The organism is Sphingomonas sp. Root241, from assembly GCF_001428865.1.
Lineage (GTDB): Bacteria > Pseudomonadota > Alphaproteobacteria > Sphingomonadales > Sphingomonadaceae > Sphingomonas.
The window spans coordinates 1319715-1339581 of the sequence record NZ_LMIV01000001.1; the positions used below are offsets into that span (position 1 = coordinate 1319715).

The following is a 19867-nucleotide window of genomic DNA, read 5'->3' on the forward strand; positions in this document are numbered from 1 at the left end:
CCGGTCGACTGACATGGCCGCCAGACCCGCTCCCGACCTCCCCGCGGGTACGATCCCGCGTCACGTGGCCATCATCATGGACGGCAACGGGCGCTGGGCGAAGAAGCGCTTCCTGCCGCGCATCGCCGGGCACAAGCAGGGCGTCGAAGCGGTTCGCCGCATCGCCCGTGCCGCGCGCAAGCTCGGCATCGAAGTCCTGACGCTCTACGCCTTCTCGTCGGAGAATTGGCGGCGTCCGGAGGACGAGGTCCGCGACCTGATGGGGCTGCTCCGCCATTTCCTGGCGAGCGAACTCGACGAGCTCGTTTCCGAGGGCGTCAAGCTCCGCGTGATCGGCGGCTGGCGCAGCCTTGCACCCGATCTCGTTGCGATGATCGACGGCGCCGTCGCGCGCACCGCCTCCAATCCGGGCCCGACGCTGGTGATCGCGCTCAATTACGGCGCGCAGGCGGAAATTCTCGCCGCCTCCCGCCGTCTGGCGGAACAGGTGCGTGACGGGACGCTCGACACCGCCGCGATCGATGAGGCGCGATTCGAAGCCGAGCTGGAGACCGCCGATCTGCCGCCGCTCGACCTGCTCATCCGAACCTCGGGCGAGCATCGGCTGTCGAATTTCCTGCTGTGGCAGGCGGCCTATGCCGAATTGTTGTTCGTCGACACGCTCTGGCCCGATTTCGACGAGGCGGCGCTTGCCGAAGCGCTCGATCGGTTCGGCCAACGCCAGAGGCGTTTCGGAGGCTTGTGATCAAAGCCAAATCGGATCTCGCGACGCGTCTGGTCGTCGCCATCGCGCTCATTGGGCTCGCCGCAGCGGCGCTCTGGGCGGGAGGGCTGGGATTCTGGGTGGTCATCGTCGTGGTCGCATTGCTGATGATGAGCGAATGGGCGGAATTGACGGGAGCGAACCCGCAGCAGAAGCGGCTCTCGCAATATGCCCTGACAGTGCCGCTCGCGATCATGGCGCCCGGGCTCGCCGCGGGCCCCGGATTCGTGGCGCTCGGCCTGTTGATCGGTGCGATGTTCTTCATCGGCGCGGTGACGCGGCGGCCTTCGCTTGCCGGGGGCGTGCTCTATGCGGGGCTTCCGGTGCTCGCGCTGCTGGCCTTGCGAGTGCAGGAGCCGCACGGGCTACTCTACACCTTCTGGGCGATGGCGCTGGTCTGGGCCTGCGACAGCGGCGCCTATTTTGCGGGCCGGGCGATCGGCGGGCCGAAGCTGGCGCCGCAGATCAGCCCGAACAAGACCTGGGCAGGGTTCATCGGGGGCGTGATCAGCGCGGGGTTGTTCGCCGGATTGCTGAGTTACTGGCTTAGCCTGCCGCTGGTGTTGGCCATTGCGACGCCCCTCCTTGCCGCGCTCGCGCAGATGGGGGATCTCTTCGAAAGCCATCTCAAGCGCCTGGCGGGCGTGAAGGACTCGGGGAACCTGCTGCCCGGGCATGGCGGGATCATGGATAGGCTCGACGGGCTCGTCGTCGTGGCGCCGGTGGCGGCATTGCTGGTATTGGTGCTGACTTGATGAAACGAGTCACGATCCTCGGTGCCACCGGTTCGGTGGGCAGTTCGACGCTGGATCTGATCGAGCGCGCGCCCGAGAAGTTCGAAATCGTCGCGCTGACCGCCAATCGCGACGTCGCAAAGCTCGCCGCGGCGGCGATCCGCACCCGCGCACAAGTCGCCGTGGTTGCGGACGAGACGTGCCTCGAAGCGCTTTGCGAGGCGCTTGCAGGCAGCGGCGTCGAGGCGCGGGCAGGGGCCGAGGCGGTCTGCGAGGCGGCGCGGATGGGTGCCGACTGGACGATGGCGGCGATCGTCGGCACGGCAGGGCTCAAGCCGGTGATGGCTGCGCTCGAGGCAGGCGGCACCGTCGCACTTGCCAACAAGGAAGCGCTGGTTTCGGCAGGTGACGTCATGACGGCGGCGGCGCACGCGCATGCGACGACGCTGCTGCCCGTCGATTCCGAGCATAATGCCGTTTTCCAGTGCCTCGACCGCACTGCGCCGCGCAGCGTGCGGAAGATCATCCTCACCGCCAGCGGGGGGCCGTTCCGCGCCACGCCGATCGAGGCGATGCGCGCGATCACGCCGGCGCAGGCCGTGGCGCATCCCAATTGGTCGATGGGTGCGAAGATATCGGTCGATTCGGCGACGATGATGAACAAGGGGCTCGAGCTGATCGAAGCCTTCCATCTGTTCCCGGTGCGCGCGGACCAGCTCGACATTCTCGTCCACGCCCAGTCGGTGGTGCATTCGATGGTCGAATATGTCGACGGATCGGTGCTCGCCCAGCTCGGCACGCCCGATATGCGCACGCCGATCGGTTATGCGCTGGCCTGGCCCGAGCGGATGGCGACACCCTGTGAAGCGCTCGATCTCGCACGGATCGGGCGGCTCGACTTCGAGGCGCCGGACCCGGCGCGCTTCCCCGCGCTGACGCTGGCACGCAATGCCCTTTCCGCGGGTGGGGCGCGGCCGGCGATCCTCAATGCAGCCAACGAGGTAGCCGTGGCGGCATTCCTCGGCGGACGTGTGGGATTTCTTGAAATTGCCGCAATCGTTGCCGATACGCTGGCGCGCTACGATCCGGCCGCCCCGGATTCGCTGGATGCCGTGCTGGCGATCGATGCCGAAGCGCGGGCGTATGCGGGCGAGCGTGTGAAGGACTGCGTTCTTTGATCGAATCTCCCGGTATCCTCCTCACCGTCCTCGCGTTCGCGCTGGTGATCGGGCCCCTCGTTTTCCTGCACGAACTCGGACATTATCTGGCGGGCCGCTGGTTCGGCGTGAAGGCCGAAGAATTCTCGATCGGCTTCGGCCGCGAGATCGCGGGCATCACCGACAAGCGCGGCACCCGCTGGAAGTTCTGCTGGCTGCCGCTGGGCGGCTATGTCCGCTTCGCCGGCGACATGAACCCGGCGAGCCAGCCTTCGCCCGAATGGCTCTCGCTGCCCGCGCAGGAACGCGCGAAGACTTTCCAGGCCAAGCCGCTGTGGCAGCGCGCGATCATCGTCGCTGCCGGGCCGATCGCCAATTTTATCGTGGCCATCGTCATTCTCGCCGCGTTCGCCGTCGCTTTTGGCCAGAACGGCACCTCCTCAGTGGTCGGCGGCATCACGCCGGGAAGCGCTGCGGCCGTGGCGGGGCTCCGGCCCGGCGACCGGGTGACGTCGCTCGGCGGACGTTCGGTCGAGGCCTTCACCGACATGGTGAAATACACCCAGCTCCGCCCCAACGAAGCGGTCCATATCGAGTTCGAGCGCGCGGGCCAGCCATTGGAAACCGACGCGGTGATCGGCCAGCGCGAAGAGCGCGACCGCTTCGGCAATAGCTTCAAGGTCGGCGTGCTCGGTATCGCCAGCAGCGCGCCGGTGGTGAAGCCAGTCGGCCTGCTGGAGGCGCCGCTGGTCGGGATTCGACAGACCGGCGAGATCATCCAGATGACGCTCGACGGACTCGGCCAGATCATCACCGGCCGCCGATCGATTTCCGAGCTTGGAGGGCCGATCAAGATCGCGCAGGTCTCAGGTGAGCGTCTCGCGCTGGGACCCATCGAGTTCGCATTCCTCCTCGCGCTCATTTCGATTAATCTCGGATTCATCAACCTGTTGCCAGTTCCGGTGCTGGATGGCGGGCATCTTCTGTTCTACGCAGTCGAAGCCGTACGCCGCCGCCCGGTCGAGCCTCAGGTGATGGAATGGGCCTTCCGGGGTGGTCTGATCGCAATTCTGGCGTTGATGCTGCTGGTTACTTTCAACGATCTGGGCGGATTTGGTGCCTGGAGAAATCTGGCCGGGTTGATCGGCTGATGCGGTTAAGGCAGGGGCGGTTGTTCCGGCGTCGCGTGGGCAGCGGCATTACTCGAAATCCGACTTGGGGTGGGATGTGACGATCAAGGCTAATCATTTCGGCGTACGCGCCACTGCGTTGCTTCTCGCGGGCACCATGCTCTCGGGCCTCGCGCATGCGCAGACCGCCCCCGCCCAGACGCCGCCCGCGCCCGCGCCGACGGCACCCGCACCACAGGCTGGCGCGCCGGCTCCGCAGGCTGCCGCGCCGGCTCCGCAGGCTGCCGCGCCTGTGCCCGTGCCCGTGCAGCAACCGCGCCCGATCCGCTCGTTGCGTGTCGAGGGCGCGCAGCGCCTCGAGCCCGAAACGGTGCTGTCCTATACCCGGCTGCGCGCCGGAGATACCTTCACCAACGAGAGCGTCGACCAGGCGATCAAGGACCTGCTCGCGTCCGAACTGCTCGCCGACGTGGAGATCGGCGGCCTCGAGACCGGCGATCTGGTGATCCGCATCCGTGAGAATCCGGTGATCAACCGTGTGATCTACGAGGGCAACAAGCGGCTCAAGAACGACAAGATCCAGAAGGAAGTGAAGCTGGCGCCGCGCCAGATCTTCACGCGCACTGCGGTCCGCGCCGACGTCGCGCGCATCATCGAGCTCTATCGCCGTCAGGGCCGCTTCGCCGCGAATGTCGAGCCGAAGATGGTGAGCCTCGACCAGAACCGCGTCGATGTGGTGTTCGAGATCAGCGAGGGGCCGAAGTCCAAGGTCCGCCAGATCAACATCATCGGCAACGAAGTGTTCTCGGACGGCAAGCTGCGCGGCGAGATGGCGACCAAGACCGCCAGCCTGATGCATCTGCTCAGCTCGAACACGAGCTACGACCAGGATCGCCTGGCGTACGATCAGCAGAAGCTGCGCCAGTTCTACCTGACCGAGGGCTATGCCGATTTCCGCGTGATCTCCGCCGTCGCCGAGCTGACGCCGGACAAGAAGGACTTCATCATCACCTATGTGGTGGAAGAAGGCCCGCGCTACAAATTCGGTCCGGTGACCGTCGACAGCGCGATCCGCGACTTCGACGACAAGCGCCTCGCCACTGCGCTGAGCATCAAGGAAGGCCAATGGTATAACGCCAAGGCCGTCGAAGACACGGTCGAACAGCTGAGCGAGACGGCCGGCGCGTTCGGCTATGCCTTTGCCGATGTGCGCCCCGACTTCCAGCGCGACCGCGAAAAGCTCACCATGTCGATGAACTTCCACATCGGCGAATCGAACCGCACCTATATCGAGCGGATCGACATCACCGGTAATCGCCAGACGCAGGACAAGGTTATCCGCCGCGAGTTCCGCGTGGCGGAGGGCGACGCGTTCAACACGTTCCTCGTCAAGCGCTCGCAGGACCGCATCAATTCGCTCGGCTATTTCCAGGACAAGTTCGAGATCGAGCGCAAGGAAGGCTCGGCGCCTGACCGCATCGTGCTTGCCGCCAATGTCGAAGAGCGTCCGAACGGCGAGCTCACGCTGTCGGCGGGCTTCTCGAGCCTCGAGCGCTTCATCCTCCAGGCATCGATCCGCCAGCGCAATTTCCGCGGCATGGGCCAGACGGTGTCGGCGTCGGTCGATTATTCGAGCTATTCGAAGTCGGTCGAGCTGGGTTTCACCGAGCCCTATCTGTTCGATACCAACATCGCGCTCGGCGGAACGTTGTTCCGGCAGGACTATAATGCGTTCAACTATATCGGCAGCGATCGCAGCACGACCTACAGCCAGGTCGCGACGGGCTTCCAGCTCGTGGCCGGCCTGCCGCTCACCGAATATTGGACGCTGTCGGGCCGCTATACGCTGCGGCAGGACGACGTGACGCTCGATGAATCCTCGTTCTACACAAACGGGGTCTGCGATCCGCTCAAGGCGGGCCGTTATTATTGCGAGGCCGTGGGCAATCGCATCACTTCGCTGGTCGGCGTTTCGCTGATCTACGACAGCCTCAACAGCCGCCTGCGTCCGACGCGCGGCCAGCGGATGAGCGTGGGTGCCGACTTTGCGGGTCTTGGCGGGGAAGTGAAATATGCCCGCGCCCGTTTCGAGGGTGCCAAATACTGGAATGTCGGCAGCGGCTTCATCTTCTCGGTCACCGGCGAGGGCGGCTATATCCACAGCCTGGAGAAGGCCAGAGCGGGCAGCGATCCGGTCCGCATCACCGACCGCTTCTACCTCGGCGAGCCGCAATTCCGCGGCTTCGATATCCGCGGCGTTGGCCCGCGCGTGCAGCGCATCCAGCTGACCGGCGATCCGCTGGCGCCGGGCGGCAGCACCCAGGCGATGGTCACCGGTGACGACAACGTCATCGATGACGCACTGGGCGGAAAGGCATATTACCTCACCAAGGCCGAACTCGAGATCCCGCTGGGTGCGGGCGCGGCCGAAATGGGGCTGCGGCCGTCGATCTTCGTGATGGCCGGCAGCCTGTTCGGTATCACGCGTCCGGCCAAGACGATCGAGTTCGCCCAGGCGACCGATAGCGCCGGCAAGCCGCTGTTCAACAAGGATGGCTCGCCGACGCTGCTGCCCAAGCAGCAGACCGATGCCTCCAACAACCCGCTTTATCTCGTACCGGGTACCGGCGCAGTGACGCCCTGCTCGGTCGGCTATGGTACGGCGCTCAACAATTGCGTGGGCACGTCGATCAACACCGCTGCTACTATCCCGCCTTTCTACGAAACCTTCGTCGGCGATACTGCCAAGCCGCGCATCTCGGTCGGCTTCGGCGTAAACTGGAATTCGCCGTTCGGGCCGCTGCGCATCGACATTGCGAAGGTGCTCGTGAAGGCGGACGGCGACGACGACAAGCTTGTGACATTCAACGTAGGGACCCAGTTCTGATGATTACGAAGAAAGCAATTCTCGCAGCGATGCTCGCCGCCCCCGCGGCGCTCGCAATCGCGGTACCCGCGAACGCGCAGGTCGCAGGCATCGCCTATGCGAACCCGACCAGCGTCGTGGCGAGCTCCAAGGCCTTCGCGACTGCCAACCAGCAGATTTCGACAACCTACAAGGCGGCGTTCGACCAGATGCAACAGCGCCGTACCGCGCTGGAGAACGAACTGAAGCCGCTCGTCGCGCAGCTCGACGCCAACAAGGACGGCAAGGTCAGCGAGGAAGAAGGCAAGGCCGCGCAGAACGCCAAGAACCCGGCGATCGAGAAGATCCGTACCGCGCAGACCAACGCACAGAACGATCTCGGTCGGCTGAGCAATCCCGCCGCGCGTGCCGAGCTCTTTGCGATCGAGTCGGTGCTCCGTCAGTACGAAGCAGCGCAGCTGCGCGTCGTGAACGCCCGCAAAATCAGCGTCGTGCTTTCGCCGGAAGTGTTCATGTACGCACCGGATTCGGCCAATATCAGCCAGGCGATCACTGCCGAGATCGACAAGGTCGCGCCGACCGTGAGCATCCAGCCGCCGGCCGACTGGCAGCCGTCGCGCGAGACGCTCGCGATCCAGCAGCAGATCGCCCAGGCGGCGCAGCTCCAGGCCTATCAGCAGCAGGCAGCAGCGCAGCGCGGCGCAGCTCCCGCCGCGGCTCCGGCGGCAGGCGCGGCGACTCAGCCCGCCAAGCCGGCCGAGCCTCGGTGAGCGAGAACGACACCGGCAGCATCTCCATCGGTCCGTTGGATATCCAGCGGGTGATGGCGGCGCTGCCGCATCGTTATCCGATGCTGCTGGTCGATCGCGTCGAGGAGCTGGTGATCGACCAGCGCATCGTCGCGATCAAGGCGGTGTCGATGAACGAGGAATTCTTCCAGGGGCATTTCCCCGGGCGTCCGATCATGCCCGGCGTGCTCCAGGTCGAGGCGTTGGCGCAGGCGGCGGGCGTGCTCGCGGTCGAGAGCCTCGGTCTCGCCGGTTCGGGCAAGCTCGTCTATTTCATGTCGATCGACGGCGTGAAGTTCCGCAAGCCGGTCGTGCCGGGCGTGCTGCTCCGCCTCGAGGTCGAATTCATCCAGAAACGTTCGCGCGTGTGCAAATTCGCCGGCAAGGCATTGCTGGACGGCGAAGTCGCCACCGAATGCGAGTTCACTGCGATGATCGCGGACCCGCCCAAAGTCTGATCGCCTTCGCGCGCGGGGCAGGGGAGGTTGCGTTGGGCGGCCCCCTCTGCTAACCGCCCGCGTCCGCTGCCGGTCGGAAACCGGCGGCCTTTCCAAGGAATTGACCCGTGAAGAAAGACACGCATCCAGATTACCACATGATCAAGGTGCAGATGACCGACGGCACCGTGTTCGAGACTCGCTCGACCTGGGGCAAGGAAGGCGATCTGATGACGCTCGACATCGATCCGCTGGCGCACCCGGCGTGGACCGGCGGCCGCGGTCAGATGCTGGATCAGGGTGGTCAGGTCGCGCGCTTCAACAAGCGCTTCGGCGGCCTCTCGCTCGGCAAAAAGTAATCGCGCGCCGCCCGAGGGCGGGCGCTTGCGAGACCATCATCCCGGCGAACGCCGGATTTTGCTGACGGACCAAAGGGTTCGGGCAAGGTCCGAGGTTCGCCGGGATGTTCTTTTAAGGCGCTGTTAGCCGGGCCGGCCTAGCCTTTGCGGCATGGGATCGAGGTCCGCGCCCTTTGCTGCAGAATTCGAGCCTGCGGAGATACCAGGTGCGCGCAGGTGTCGCTCGACGCTCGGATCGGGCGTGGCGGGCTCGACCGGACATTGTGCGCGGTCGTCGATCTATCGGTCAGCGGCGCGCGGCTCCAGACCTATTCCGAGTTATGGCCGGGCGTGACGATCTGGCTCGCGCTTTCCAAAATCGGGCGCTGCGCCGCTCGCGTCATCTGGGTGCATCATTTCGAGCGGGGTTGGAGTTCGAGCGGCCGCTCGCACCCAAGGAGTTTGAAGCACTTACGGCTGAGTGAGGGCTGGACGAGCCCGAATGAGCCCGAACCGGGTTGCGGCTCCCGGCAAACAACGTCATGCTTCGGCAACTTCACTGCTTTGGGGAAACGGTGATGCTGAAGGCTGTGGTCGCCTGCGTCATCCTGTGTGGAATGTCGTTCCCGGCAGTTGCCGGCGAGCGAAGCGGCGTCGCCAAGGCGCGCGCGAATATGCTCAAGGCCTCCGCCGCACCGGGTCGCGATCCGCCCGCACGCGTTCGAACCGCCCCTAGGCCGTTCATGCTTCCCGCCGGCGCCACGCCCCTTCGGGTGCTCCCCCAGACAACGTTCCTTACTGGGCAATCGGCGAAGCGCACCGCCGATGATGCGTCGGAACCGGTGGAATGGGGGCCGGGATCGACGCTGCCAGAAGTCACAGCCCGCGCCGGGGGCAGCTATGCCGTCTACGACGTGATGCGCGCGCAGCCGAGGCCGCGCCATCGTGAATCCGCCTTGAGTACGGCTCTCGTGCTCCGACTCGATGGCGAAGACGACAGCCCCGCCTTCAGCGTCGGTGGCGGCGGCGTGGCGGCAGCGGTATGGCGCGCGGTTCCGAGATAATCGCGCCAACCGACCGATTTCAGGCTTAATTTCGTTTCCCTGGAACTTCCGCACAAGCGGACGGAACACTCGTTCAACACTTGTTCCGCGCCGATCCGCTATTTGAATTGCATAGTTCGCTGTTGCTGCCGGTCGCACCAAGGTGCGGCAGCGCGCACGCGAGCGACCGGTTTTCGATCCGGGGGGAGGGCGTTTGCCGGCCGCCGACAACATGGCCGGCAGACGTTCAGGACGGGCGGTTAAGCCGCCCGTCGCGAAAACCAGAACGGCCCCGGAAGCGATTCCGGGGCCGTTCTATTTTCTCAGCGGGCGCCGCGCGCGACCTTATTGGTCGAGGAACGACCGCATCTTCCGCGAACGGCTCGGATGCTTGAGCTTGCGCAGTGCCTTGGCTTCGATCTGGCGGATGCGCTCGCGCGTGACCGAGAATTGCTGGCCGACTTCCTCGAGCGTGTGATCGGTGTTCATGCCGATGCCGAAGCGCATGCGCAGCACGCGCTCCTCGCGCGGCGTGAGCGAGGCAAGGACGCGGGTGACCGTTTCCTTGAGGTTCGCCTGGATCGCTGCGTCCACCGGGATGACCGCGTTCTTGTCCTCGATGAAGTCGCCGAGGTGCGAATCCTCCTCGTCGCCGATCGGCGTTTCGAGGCTGATCGGCTCCTTTGCGATCTTCATAACTTTGCGAACCTTCTCCAAAGGCATGGAGAGGCGTTCGGCCATTTCCTCGGGCGTGGGCTCGCGGCCCTGCTCGTGGAGGAACTGGCGGCTGGTGCGGACCAGCTTGTTGATCGTCTCGATCATATGGACCGGGATGCGGATCGTGCGGGCCTGATCGGCGATCGAACGCGTGATCGCTTGGCGGATCCACCAGGTGGCATAGGTCGAGAATTTGTAGCCGCGGCGATATTCGAACTTATCGACCGCCTTCATCAGGCCGATATTGCCCTCCTGGATGAGATCCAGGAACTGCAGGCCGCGATTGGTGTATTTCTTGGCGATCGAGATCACGAGGCGGAGATTGGCTTCCACCATCTCCTTCTTGGCGATGCGCGCCTCGCGCTCGCCCTTCTGCACCATGTTGACGATGCGGCGGAACTCGGCGAGCGCCATGCCGGTCGCCTGGCTGATCTCGGAGACTTCGACGCGGATACGATCGACCGCCGCCGCCTCGTTGGCGACGAAGGCAGCCCATTTCTTGTCGAGCTTCTCGACCGAGCCGAGCCACTGCTCATCGAGCTCGTGGTTCACATAGCGATCGAGGAAATCTTTCCGGGGCACCTTGTGACGCTCGGCGAGGCGCAGCATCTGGCCGCCCAGCGCGGTCAGGCGGCGATTGAAGCTGTAGAGCTGATCGACGAGATATTCGATCTTGGCGTTGTGGAACTGGACGCTCTCGACCTCGGCCGTCAGCTCCTCGCGCAGCTTGTGGTACTTGCGCTCCTCGGTCGCTGGCAGCTCGCCGCCCGCGGCCATCGCATCGAGGCGGGCCTGCTGGACCTTGGAGAACTTCTTGTAGACCGAGGTGATGTTGGCGAACTTCTCGAGCGCCTGCGGCTTGAGCGTCTCCTCCATCTGGGCGAGGCTGAGGGTGTTGTCCTCTTCCTCGTCGTCCGAGATCCGCGGGGCGCGGCGCTCGGTCATCGAGTCCTCGTCCTCCTCCTCGGCGACTTCCTCGGGCTCTTCCTCTTCCTTGAACGAGGCGCCGGCGGTCTTTTCGCTGATCTCGCCGTTATCGTCTTCCTCGGCGCCCTCGACCTGCTCGGCCGACGGACCCTTGGAGAGCATCGCGTCGAGATCGAGGATCTCGCGCAGCTGCATCGTGCCTTCGTTGAGCGCGTTCGACCAGCCGATGATCGCATTGAAGGTGATCGGCGACTCGCAGAGCCCGAGGATCATCGTGTCGCGGCCGGCCTCGATGCGCTTGGCGATCGCGATCTCGCCCTCGCGGCTGAGCAATTCGACCGCGCCCATCTCGCGCAGGTACATGCGGACGGGATCGTCGGTGCGATCGACCGTCTCTTTCTTCTTCGCGGCTTCGAAGGCGGGCGCCGAATCGTCGTTGCCGTCCGAGGCATCGACTTCGTCCGGGGTATCGTCCTCGGCCTGCTCGTCCTCGCCGCCTTCTTCGTTCTCGACGACGTTGATGCCCATGTCGTTGAGCGCCGACATCACGTCCTCGATCTGCTCCGAGGACATCTGGTCCTGCGGCAGCATCTCGTTCAATTGATCGACGGTGATGTAGCCGCGCTTCTTCGCACGGGCGACAAGCTTCTTGAGCGTGCCTTCGTTGAGATCGATCAGCGGAGCGTCACCCACGTCAATCGCCGTGTCTTCGCCGCTGCCGCCGCCATTAGCCTTCGCCATCAATAACCCTCGAAATCAAGATGGCGGCATTATACGCCGCCCTAATCGTCGAATTCTTCTTCGTCCGCAAGCATCAGATTCGCAAGCCGCGCTTCGAGCTCCTGGCGCTTCCGCGAAAGCGCCACCTGACGGGTGAACGCTTCCTCCGAGCCGTCCCTGCTCAACGCCGCGGTTGCCTCGGCGAGTGCAGCGTCGACCGCTGGCCGCGCCACCATCACCGCTATGGCCTCGTTCAAGTCCTCACGCGCCCTCGCTTCGTCCGCCTGAGAGCGTGTGAAGGAGAAAGGAAGCGTGTCGGCTCTCAAGAGGTCGCTCGCCACAGAATCAAATCCGGATCGCGCCAATATGGTGAGAACTTTGCCGCTATCAAGCTGCCGGTCCTCCAGCGCGACGTCGATCACTGCCTCGAACAACTTGCCGAGCGCGCCCGAGGCACTGCGCAGCGACCCCAGCACCTCCATATGGCGCGCGATTTCGGCAGGGTGGCGGATCAGCCCGGCGAGCACGGCCTTGGCGAGTACCGGGTCGATCCCGTCTGCGCGTACCCCACGCATCGTGATGCCCGGCATGGCCTCGGGGGGCTTCCACGGGCCTTTCTGGCGCGCACGAGGGCTCTGCGGCCGGAATTCGCGCGGCTGACGCGCAAACAGCTCGTCGAAACGGCGCCGGAACTCGGCCTGATACTCCGATTTGACGTTGGGATCGGCGATCGTCTGGGCGAGCTCGCTCAGGCGGCGCTTGAGTCCGGCGCGGCGCTCCGGAGTGTCGAGCGGTTCGGCGGCGACTTCGCTTTGCCAGATCCGGTCGACCAGCGGCTGCGGTGCCCTGAGCAATGCCTCGAACGCCGCTGCGCCCTTGGTGCGGACGAGATCGTCGGGATCTAGCCCGTCGGGAAGGGTGACGAAGGCGAGACTTCGGCCCGGCTGGAGCATCGGCAGCGCACGGTGCGCAGCGCGAAGTGCCGCCTTCTGCCCCGCCGAATCGCCGTCGAAGCAGAGCAAGGGCTCATCGGCCATCCGCCACAGTCGCTCGAGCTGGTGTTCGGTAAGCGCCGTGCCGAGCGGGGCCACCGCCTCGCCGAACCCGGCCTGGGCGAGCGCGATCACGTCCATATAGCCTTCGACTGCGATGATCCGGTCGGCCTTGCGCGCGGCGGCCTGGGCGCGATCGAGATTGTAGAGCGTGCGGCCCTTGTCGAAGAGCGGAGTCTCGGGGGAATTGAGGTATTTCGGCTCGCCATCGCCGATGATCCGGCCTCCGAACGCGATCGTACGGCCGCGGACATCGCGGATCGGGATCATCAGGCGGCCGCGGAACCGGTCGTACGGCTCCTTCTCCTCGACCTGGATCAGCATGCCGGCCTCTACCAGCATCGCGTCGCCATAGCTCTTGAGCGCTTCCTTCAATTTGCCGCGCGAATCGGGAGCGAAGCCGAGGCCGAAGGAACGGGCGGTCTCCTCGGTGATCCCGCGGCGCTTGAGCACGCCCCGCGCCTCGGCGCCTTCGATGCCGTTCAGCTTCTCGACGAACCACGCCGCGGCATCGGCCATTGCCTCGTGCAGGCCCTTGGCGCGTTCGGCCTTTTCGGCGGAGCGGCGGTCCTGCTCGGGCATCTCCATGCCCGCGGCCTGGGCCAGCTCCTTCACGGCATCGATGAAGGGCAGACCACGCTGGTCGGTCATCCAGCGGATCGCATCGCCATGCGCCGAGCAGCCGAAGCAGTGATAAAAGCCCTTGTCGTCGTTGACGTAGAAGCTCGGCGTCTTTTCCTGATGGAAGGGGCAGCAGGCGCGGAACTCGCGGCCGGCCTTTTGGAGCTTCACCGTCTTGGCGATGAGGCCGGAGAGGAGGGTGCGGGCGCGGAGCTCGTCGAGGAACTGGGGGGTTAGGGACATTTCGGTGCCCTTCTGCTCCCCCTCCCGCGTGCGGGAGGGGGCTGGGGGGTGGGCCCCCGCTCTCCGCAAGCGGTGGCGGTCGTCAGGATCGTCTCCAGGACACCGGCCATGTTCGTAGTCAGATCATTGTTCCAAAACCGGATCACGCGATAGCCTTCGGCCTCGATCCGGCGCGTTCGTTCAGCATCCCGTTCGGCTTGTTCTGCGTGCTGGCTGCCATCCAGCTCGATGATCAATCGCGCGCTACGGCACCCGAAATCGCCAAAGTGTCCGGCCACCGGCAATTGACGCGTGAACTTGAATCCGCCGAGCTGTGATTTGCGAAGATGCGACCAAAGAAGCTTTTCGGCGGGAGTCGGGTCGTTTCGCAATTCGCGTGCCCGCTCGGTTGGGCGTTCCAGACGGAATTTTGGCGATTCTGCCCGCGGGGTCGCCCGCGGAGGGCGGGGGCCCACCCCTCGGTCCCCTCCCGCTCGCGGGAGGGGAAGCGCAGAGTCGTTGGGCCCGTCCTCCATCTCAGCTCAAAGCCGCCTTCACCGCCGCACTCGCCTTGCTCATGTCCAGCGTCGTCGCGTGCCGCGCCTTCAGTTCCGCCATCACGCGGCCCATGTCCTTCATGCCCGACGCGCCCAGCTCCGCCTTGATCGCCTCGACAGCGGCGGCGGTCTCCTCCGCGCTCAACTGCTTCGGCAGGAACCGCTCGATCACTGCGACTTCGGCCGCCTCGGCGTCGGCGAGCTCCTGGCGGCCGCCCTTGGTGTACATGTCGATCGATTCGCGGCGCTGCTTGACCATCTTCTGGAGCACTTCGACTACCAAAGCGTCGTCGTCCTCCGGGGCCTTGCCGGTGCGCGCCTCGATGTCGCGATTCTTGATCGCGGACTGGATCAAGGTGATGGCCCCGCGGCTCGCCTTGTCGCCGGCTTTCATGGCGGCGATCTGCGCGGCCTTGATATCGTCGCGAATCATGGTCTCTCTCGATAATCGGAAAGCGATCAGCCCTAGCCGATGCCGCGGCATCCGTGAACCGGTTGACGCGGGGCGGGGAGGGGTCTAGCCGCCACCACTTAGCGACATCGCAGCAACCTCTATTGGAGCGCCACCCTTAAATGGCCGAAGCCAAACCCATGTCCGTGCCCGCTGGAGCCACCGGCGTATTGGTGCTCGCCAACGGAGACGTGGTGTGGGGAAGGGGATTCGGCGCCGAGGGGCAGGCGGTAGGCGAAGTGTGCTTCCACACCGCGATGACCGGCTATCAGGAGATCATGACCGATCCGAGCTTCGCCGGTCAGATCATCAATTTCACCTTTCCGCATATCGGCAATGTCGGCGCCAATGCCGACGACGTCGAGGCGGACAATCCGCATGCACTTGGGATGATCGTCCGCGAAGATGTGACCGAGCCGAGCAACTTCCGCTCGACCGAGCATCTCGACGCGTGGATGAAGAAGCATGCCCGGATCGGGTTGGCCGGGATCGACACGCGGGCACTGACCCGGCGGATCCGCACCGGCGGCGCGCCCAACGGCGTGATCGCGCATTCGGCCAGCGGCGAGTTCGACATTCCGCTGCTGCTCCAGATGGCGCGCGAATGGCCGGGGCTGGAGGGCATGGACCTCGCCATCACGGTCACCGCCGAAACCCATTTCGGCTGGGAAGGCGGCGTGTGGCGATTGGGAGCCGGATACGAAAAGTCACGCCAGGGTCACACTGGTGCACCAAAGCGCCCGCACGTCGTTGCGATCGATTATGGCAGCAAGCATAACATCTTCCGGAACATTGTTCAGGCCGGAGCTGAAGTAACCGTTCTGCCGGCGACCGCGACGTTCGAACAGGCGATGTCGTTCGCGCCCGACGGCTTCTTCCTTTCCAACGGCCCGGGCGACCCCGCCGCGACCGCGGAATATGCCGTGCCCGTGATCCGCGCGATGCTCGACAGCGGCAAGCCGGTGTTCGGCATCTGTCTCGGCCACCAGTTGATGGCGCTGGCGGTGGGCGCCGAAACCTCGAAGATGTTCCAGGGTCATCGCGGCGCCAACCACCCGGTCAAAAGGCTGAGCGACGGCGCGGTCGAGATCACCAGCATGAACCACGGCTTCGCGGTGCTGGGCAAGACGCTGCCGGAGAATGCCCGCGAGACGCATGTGTCGCTGTTCGACGGGTCGAATGCGGGTTTCGAGCTGACCGACCGGCCGGCGTTCGCGGTGCAATATCACCCCGAGGCCAGTCCGGGGCCGCAGGATAGTCTGTATCTGTTCGAGCGGTTTGTGGAGATGATGAAGTGAGCAATCCGGCTGACTACGTATTTGTCGGCGTCCTGAACGCCATTCATGCGATTTCGCCGAATAAGGCCATCAATCACTCCCTCACTATTGAATCTATACAGCAGGCCTTTGCGAAAGAGTACGCTATTGATCTGCAGGATTCTGTGGCTTCCTACATTATTAAAAGAATGGAATCTGCGGGGATTTTGGTGGTCATTGTCGATCCTTACGCTGATACGGTTCTTGAGATAGCCGATAGTGACATCTCGGCATTTGCGGCGGACAACGAAAATGCAGTCATTGCGCGAGGTTGGTCCAGCGAAGATTGGATCAAATCCGCTTTGAAAAATCAAAATCTATGGGATGACATGGAGCGTCTTGTATCCGGCGCGGAATCTATTGAGGCAATTCCCTCTGCGGATGGTTTCGTTACGGTCAATCATAACTCCGCCGCATACATCGAGGCCGAAGCGTCTATTGTCGAAGCAGATGACGCTTTGCGTGGGGATAACGAATTCGAAGATGACGAGCAGCGCAGTTGGATTCGCATCCATATCGAGACTGGTATCGGCCTGCTAAAAAGAGGGGGGCCGGTTCTTCGTGCGGCTCTGATTGCTCTCATTGTTGAACCCCTCAAAGCCGCACTCAAAGCGACGACAAGTGAAAAGGTGAAGACACTGGTGGGTGTTGCTTTGGCCGCGTTTCTGAAGTGGTTGGGATTGTAATGCCCAAACGCACCGACATCTCCTCCATCCTCGTCATCGGCGCGGGGCCGATCGTCATCGGTCAGGCGTGCGAGTTCGATTATTCGGGCACGCAGGCGATCAAGGCGCTCAAGGAAGAGGGCTATCGCATCGTCCTGGTCAATTCGAACCCGGCGACGATCATGACCGATCCCGAACTGGCCGACGCAACCTATGTCGAGCCGATCACGCCGGCGATCGTCGCCAAGATCATCGAGAAAGAGCGCCCCGATGCGGTGCTCCCGACGATGGGCGGGCAGACCGCGCTCAACACCGCGCTGGCGCTGGCCAATGACGGCACGCTGGAGAAGTTCGGCTGCATCATGATCGGTGCGGACGCCGAGGCGATCGACAAGGCCGAGGACCGGCTGAAGTTCAAGGACGCGATGACCAGGATCGGGCTGGAATCGGCCCGCTCGGCGATCGCGCACAGCGAGGCCGAGGCGCTGGCCGCGCTCGAGCATGTCGGGCTGCCGGCGATCATCCGCCCCAGCTTCACCATGGGCGGATCGGGCGGCGGCATCGCCTATAATCGCGAGGAATTCATCGCGATCGTGCGCTCCGGGCTCGATCTCTCGCCGACCACCGAGGTGCTGATCGAGGAATCGCTGCTCGGCTGGAAGGAATATGAGATGGAAGTGGTCCGCGACCGTGCGGACAATTGCATCATCATCTGCAGCATCGAGAATGTCGATGCGATGGGCACCCACACCGGCGATTCGATCACCGTCGCGCCGGCGCTGACGCTGACCGACAAGGAATACCAGATCATGCGCAATGCATCGATCGCGGTACTCCGGGAAATCGGCGTCGAAACCGGCGGTTCTAACGTACAGTTCGCCGTGAATCCGAAGGACGGCCGCCTGATCGTCATCGAGATGAATCCGCGCGTGTCGCGTTCATCGGCATTGGCTTCCAAGGCGACGGGCTTCCCGATCGCCAAGGTCGCGGCCAAATTGGCGGTGGGTTACACGCTGGACGAGATTACGAACGACATCACCGGGGCGACCCCTGCGTCGTTCGAGCCGACGATCGACTATGTCGTCACCAAGATCCCCCGTTTCGCCTTCGAGAAGTTCAAGGGCGCCGAGGCGACCTTGGGCACCGCGATGAAGTCGGTCGGCGAGGTCATGGCGATCGGCCGCAACATTCATGAATCGATGCAGAAGGCGCTGCGCGGGCTCGAAACGGGGCTGAGCGGCTTCAATCAGGTCGACCGCCTCGCCGGCGCGCCGCGCGACGAGATCGAGGCGGCGCTGGCCGTCCGCTCGCCCGACCGGCTGCTGATCGCGGCGCAGGCGCTGCGCGAAGGCTTCACGGTCGCCGAGGTGCAGGCGCTCACCGCCTATGACCCGTGGTTCCTTCAGCGGATCGCCGAGATCGTCGAAGCCGAAGAGGCCGTGTGCCGCGGCGGACTGCCGCAGGATGCCGCGGGCATGCGCAAATTGAAGGCGATGGGATTCAGCGACAAAAGGCTCGCTTATCTGGCGCTCAAGTCCGTCAACATGCGTCGCGGCTCGGAGACGATGGCGCGCAGCCACGGGCTGATCGGCGAAGTCGCCAAGGCGATGAGCGGCGGCGTGACCGAGGCGGATGTGCGGAAGCTGCGCCACAAGCTCGGCGTGCGCCCGGTGTTCAAGCGGATCGACACCTGTGCCGCCGAGTTCGAGGCGAAGACGCCGTACATGTACTCGACCTATGAGGCGCCGAGCTTCGGCGAGCCCGAGTGCGAGTCCAATCCCACCGATCGCAAGAAGGTGGTGATCCTCGGCGGCGGGCCGAACCGGATCGGGCAGGGGATCGAGTTCGATTATTGCTGCTGCCACGCCTGCTTCGCGCTGGCCGACGCGGGCTATGAGACGATCATGGTCAATTGCAATCCGGAGACGGTGAGCACCGACTATGACACGTCCGATCGCCTCTATTTCGAGCCGCTGACTGCCGAGGACGTGCTCGAGATCCTCGAAGTCGAGAAGTCGAACGGCAATCTGGTAGGCGTGATCGTCCAGTTCGGCGGACAAACGCCGCTCAACCTCGCCCAGGCGCTGGAAGATGCCGGGATTCCGATCCTGGGTACTTCGCCTGACGCGATCGATCTTGCCGAGGATCGCGAGCGTTTCGCGGACCTGGTCGCCAAATTGGGGCTCAAGCAGCCCGCCAACGGTCTGGCGCGCAGCCGCGACGAGGCAGTGGCGGCGGCCGAGCGGATCGGCTTCCCCGTGCTGATGCGGCCGAGCTACGTGCTGGGCGGCCGGGCGATGGAGATCGTCGACACGCTCCAGCAGCTCGACGACTATATCCAGACCGCCGTGCAGGTCTCCGGGGACTCGCCCGTCCTCATCGACCAGTATCTGCGCGACGCAATCGAAGTCGATGTCGATGCGATCGCCGACGGCGACGACGTCGTGGTCGCGGGGGTGCTCCAGCATATCGAAGAAGCCGGCGTGCATTCGGGCGACAGCGCCTGCTCGATCCCGCCCTACAGCCTCTCCGCCGAGATCGTCGCCGAGATCGAAAGGCAGACCGAGGCGCTCGCCCGTGCGCTCAAGGTCAAGGGGCTGATGAACATTCAGTTCGCGGTCAAGGACGGCGAGGTGTACCTCATCGAGGTCAATCCGCGCGCCAGCCGCACGGTGCCCTTCGTCGCCAAGGCGATCGGCATCCCCATCGCCAAGATCGCGGCACGCGTGATGGCGGGCGAGAAGCTCAAGGACCTGCCGAAGATCGATCGCGACATCGATTATATCGCGGTGAAGGAAGCGGTCTTCCCCTGGGCGCGCTTCCCCGGAGTCGATCCGGTGCTCTCACCCGAGATGAAGTCCACCGGCGAAGTGATGGGCATCGATCGCGATTTCGCCACCGCCTTCGCCAAGTCGCAGCTCGGGGCGGGGACGGTGTTGCCGTCGTCCGGCACCCTGTTCGTCAGCGTCAAGGACAGCGACAAGCCGGTAGTGCTGCCCGGCGTGCAGATCCTCGCGGACCTGGGCTTCCGGATCATCGCCACCGGGGGAACCGCCGATTATCTCGAAGCCGAGGGCATCGCTGTCGAGCGCGTGAACAAGGTTGCGCAAGGCCGGCCGCATATCGTCGATCGGATTCAGGACGGCGATGTCGCGCTGATCTTCAACTCCACCGAGGGCTGGCAGTCGCTCAAGGACTCGGCGAGCATTCGCGCGACGGCGATGGCGCAGAAGATTCCCTACTTCACCACCGCACCGGCCAGCGTCGCGACAGCAAGGGCGATTGCGGCGCTTTCTGGGCAGGCGCTTGATGTTTGCCCGCTCCAGTCTTATTATTCGCACTCGCACAATTGATCTCCCCCAA

General features: G+C 64.4%; 17 protein-coding genes. 13 read left to right on the forward strand and 4 right to left on the reverse strand.

Going from position 1 to position 19867, the window contains the following annotated elements:
• Positions 1-13 precede the first annotated feature (13 nt).
• The 10 genes from ASE13_RS06095 (at position 14) to ASE13_RS06135 (ending at position 9277) form a co-directional block, all read left to right on the forward strand.
• Positions 14-745 (forward strand): isoprenyl transferase, encoded by a 732-nt coding sequence (locus ASE13_RS06095; protein WP_056612686.1) that lies wholly within the window; start codon positions 14-16, stop codon positions 743-745.
• On the forward strand, positions 745-1518 hold the full coding sequence (locus tag ASE13_RS06100) for a phosphatidate cytidylyltransferase (protein WP_156404827.1): 774 nt from the start codon (positions 745-747) through the stop codon (positions 1516-1518). Before ASE13_RS06095 ends, ASE13_RS06100 begins: the two co-directional genes overlap by 1 nt.
• Positions 1518-2675: a 1-deoxy-D-xylulose-5-phosphate reductoisomerase gene (locus ASE13_RS06105; protein WP_056612690.1), complete on the forward strand. Its 1158-nt coding sequence runs from the start codon at positions 1518-1520 to the stop codon at positions 2673-2675. The genes ASE13_RS06100 and ASE13_RS06105 overlap by 1 nt, the downstream gene beginning before the upstream one ends.
• Complete coding sequence (gene rseP / locus ASE13_RS06110) at positions 2672-3805, forward strand: RIP metalloprotease RseP (protein ID WP_056612692.1); 1134 nt, start codon at positions 2672-2674, stop codon at positions 3803-3805. The genes ASE13_RS06105 and rseP overlap by 4 nt, the downstream gene beginning before the upstream one ends.
• 136 nt (positions 3806-3941) lie before the next feature.
• Positions 3942-6671 (forward strand): outer membrane protein assembly factor BamA, encoded by a 2730-nt coding sequence (gene bamA, locus ASE13_RS06115; protein WP_082596615.1) that lies wholly within the window; start codon positions 3942-3944, stop codon positions 6669-6671.
• Positions 6671-7420, forward strand: a complete 750-nt coding sequence (locus tag ASE13_RS06120; protein WP_056612694.1) for an OmpH family outer membrane protein — start codon at positions 6671-6673, stop codon at positions 7418-7420. Before bamA ends, ASE13_RS06120 begins: the two co-directional genes overlap by 1 nt.
• On the forward strand, positions 7417-7896 hold the full coding sequence (gene fabZ, locus ASE13_RS06125) for a 3-hydroxyacyl-ACP dehydratase FabZ (protein WP_056612696.1): 480 nt from the start codon (positions 7417-7419) through the stop codon (positions 7894-7896). The genes ASE13_RS06120 and fabZ overlap by 4 nt, the downstream gene beginning before the upstream one ends.
• 107 nt (positions 7897-8003) lie before the next feature.
• Positions 8004-8234 (forward strand): 50S ribosomal protein L31, encoded by a 231-nt coding sequence (gene rpmE, locus ASE13_RS06130; protein WP_029724515.1) that lies wholly within the window; start codon positions 8004-8006, stop codon positions 8232-8234.
• Positions 8235-8450: 216 nt separating this feature from the next.
• On the forward strand, positions 8451-8792 hold the full coding sequence (locus ASE13_RS19360) for a hypothetical protein (protein ID WP_235536862.1): 342 nt from the start codon (positions 8451-8453) through the stop codon (positions 8790-8792).
• Entirely contained in the window at positions 8792-9277 is a 486-nt protein-coding gene (locus ASE13_RS06135; RefSeq protein WP_156404756.1) for a hypothetical protein, read from the forward strand. Before ASE13_RS19360 ends, ASE13_RS06135 begins: the two co-directional genes overlap by 1 nt.
• 324 nt (positions 9278-9601) lie before the next feature.
• Here the strand turns inward: ASE13_RS06135 and rpoD are convergent, their stop codons facing one another.
• The 4 genes from rpoD to ASE13_RS06150 are packed head-to-tail and all read right to left on the reverse strand — an operon-like array spanning position 9602 to position 14505.
• Positions 9602-11641 carry an RNA polymerase sigma factor RpoD gene (rpoD, locus tag ASE13_RS06140; RefSeq protein WP_056612700.1) on the reverse strand — a complete coding sequence of 680 codons (2040 nt, stop codon included), beginning with the start codon at positions 11639-11641 and terminating at the stop codon, positions 9602-9604.
• 41 nt (positions 11642-11682) lie between these two features.
• Positions 11683-13536, reverse strand: coding sequence for a DNA primase (gene dnaG / locus ASE13_RS06145; protein WP_056612702.1), 1854 nt, complete (start codon positions 13534-13536; stop codon positions 11683-11685).
• Positions 13527-14051 carry an endonuclease domain-containing protein gene (locus tag ASE13_RS19365; protein WP_082596394.1) on the reverse strand — a complete coding sequence of 175 codons (525 nt, stop codon included), beginning with the start codon at positions 14049-14051 and terminating at the stop codon, positions 13527-13529. Before ASE13_RS19365 ends, dnaG begins: the two co-directional genes overlap by 10 nt.
• Position 14052: 1 nt before the next feature.
• The gene (locus tag ASE13_RS06150) at positions 14053-14505 is read right to left on the reverse strand and encodes a GatB/YqeY domain-containing protein (RefSeq protein WP_056612704.1); all 453 of its coding nucleotides are present in this window, start codon (positions 14503-14505) and stop codon (positions 14053-14055) included.
• A 140-nt stretch (positions 14506-14645) separates the two neighbouring features.
• Between ASE13_RS06150 and carA the strand changes: the two genes are divergently transcribed.
• The 3 genes from carA to carB are packed head-to-tail and all read left to right on the forward strand — an operon-like array spanning position 14646 to position 19857.
• Positions 14646-15821, forward strand: a complete 1176-nt coding sequence (gene carA / locus ASE13_RS06155) for a glutamine-hydrolyzing carbamoyl-phosphate synthase small subunit (RefSeq protein ID WP_056612706.1) — start codon at positions 14646-14648, stop codon at positions 15819-15821.
• A complete protein-coding gene (locus tag ASE13_RS06160) occupies positions 15818-16525 on the forward strand; it encodes a hypothetical protein (protein WP_056612708.1) in 708 nt (235 codons plus the stop codon). Before carA ends, ASE13_RS06160 begins: the two co-directional genes overlap by 4 nt.
• On the forward strand, positions 16525-19857 hold the full coding sequence (gene carB / locus ASE13_RS06165) for a carbamoyl-phosphate synthase large subunit (protein ID WP_056612710.1): 3333 nt from the start codon (positions 16525-16527) through the stop codon (positions 19855-19857). The genes ASE13_RS06160 and carB overlap by 1 nt, the downstream gene beginning before the upstream one ends.
• Positions 19858-19867 lie beyond the last annotated feature (10 nt).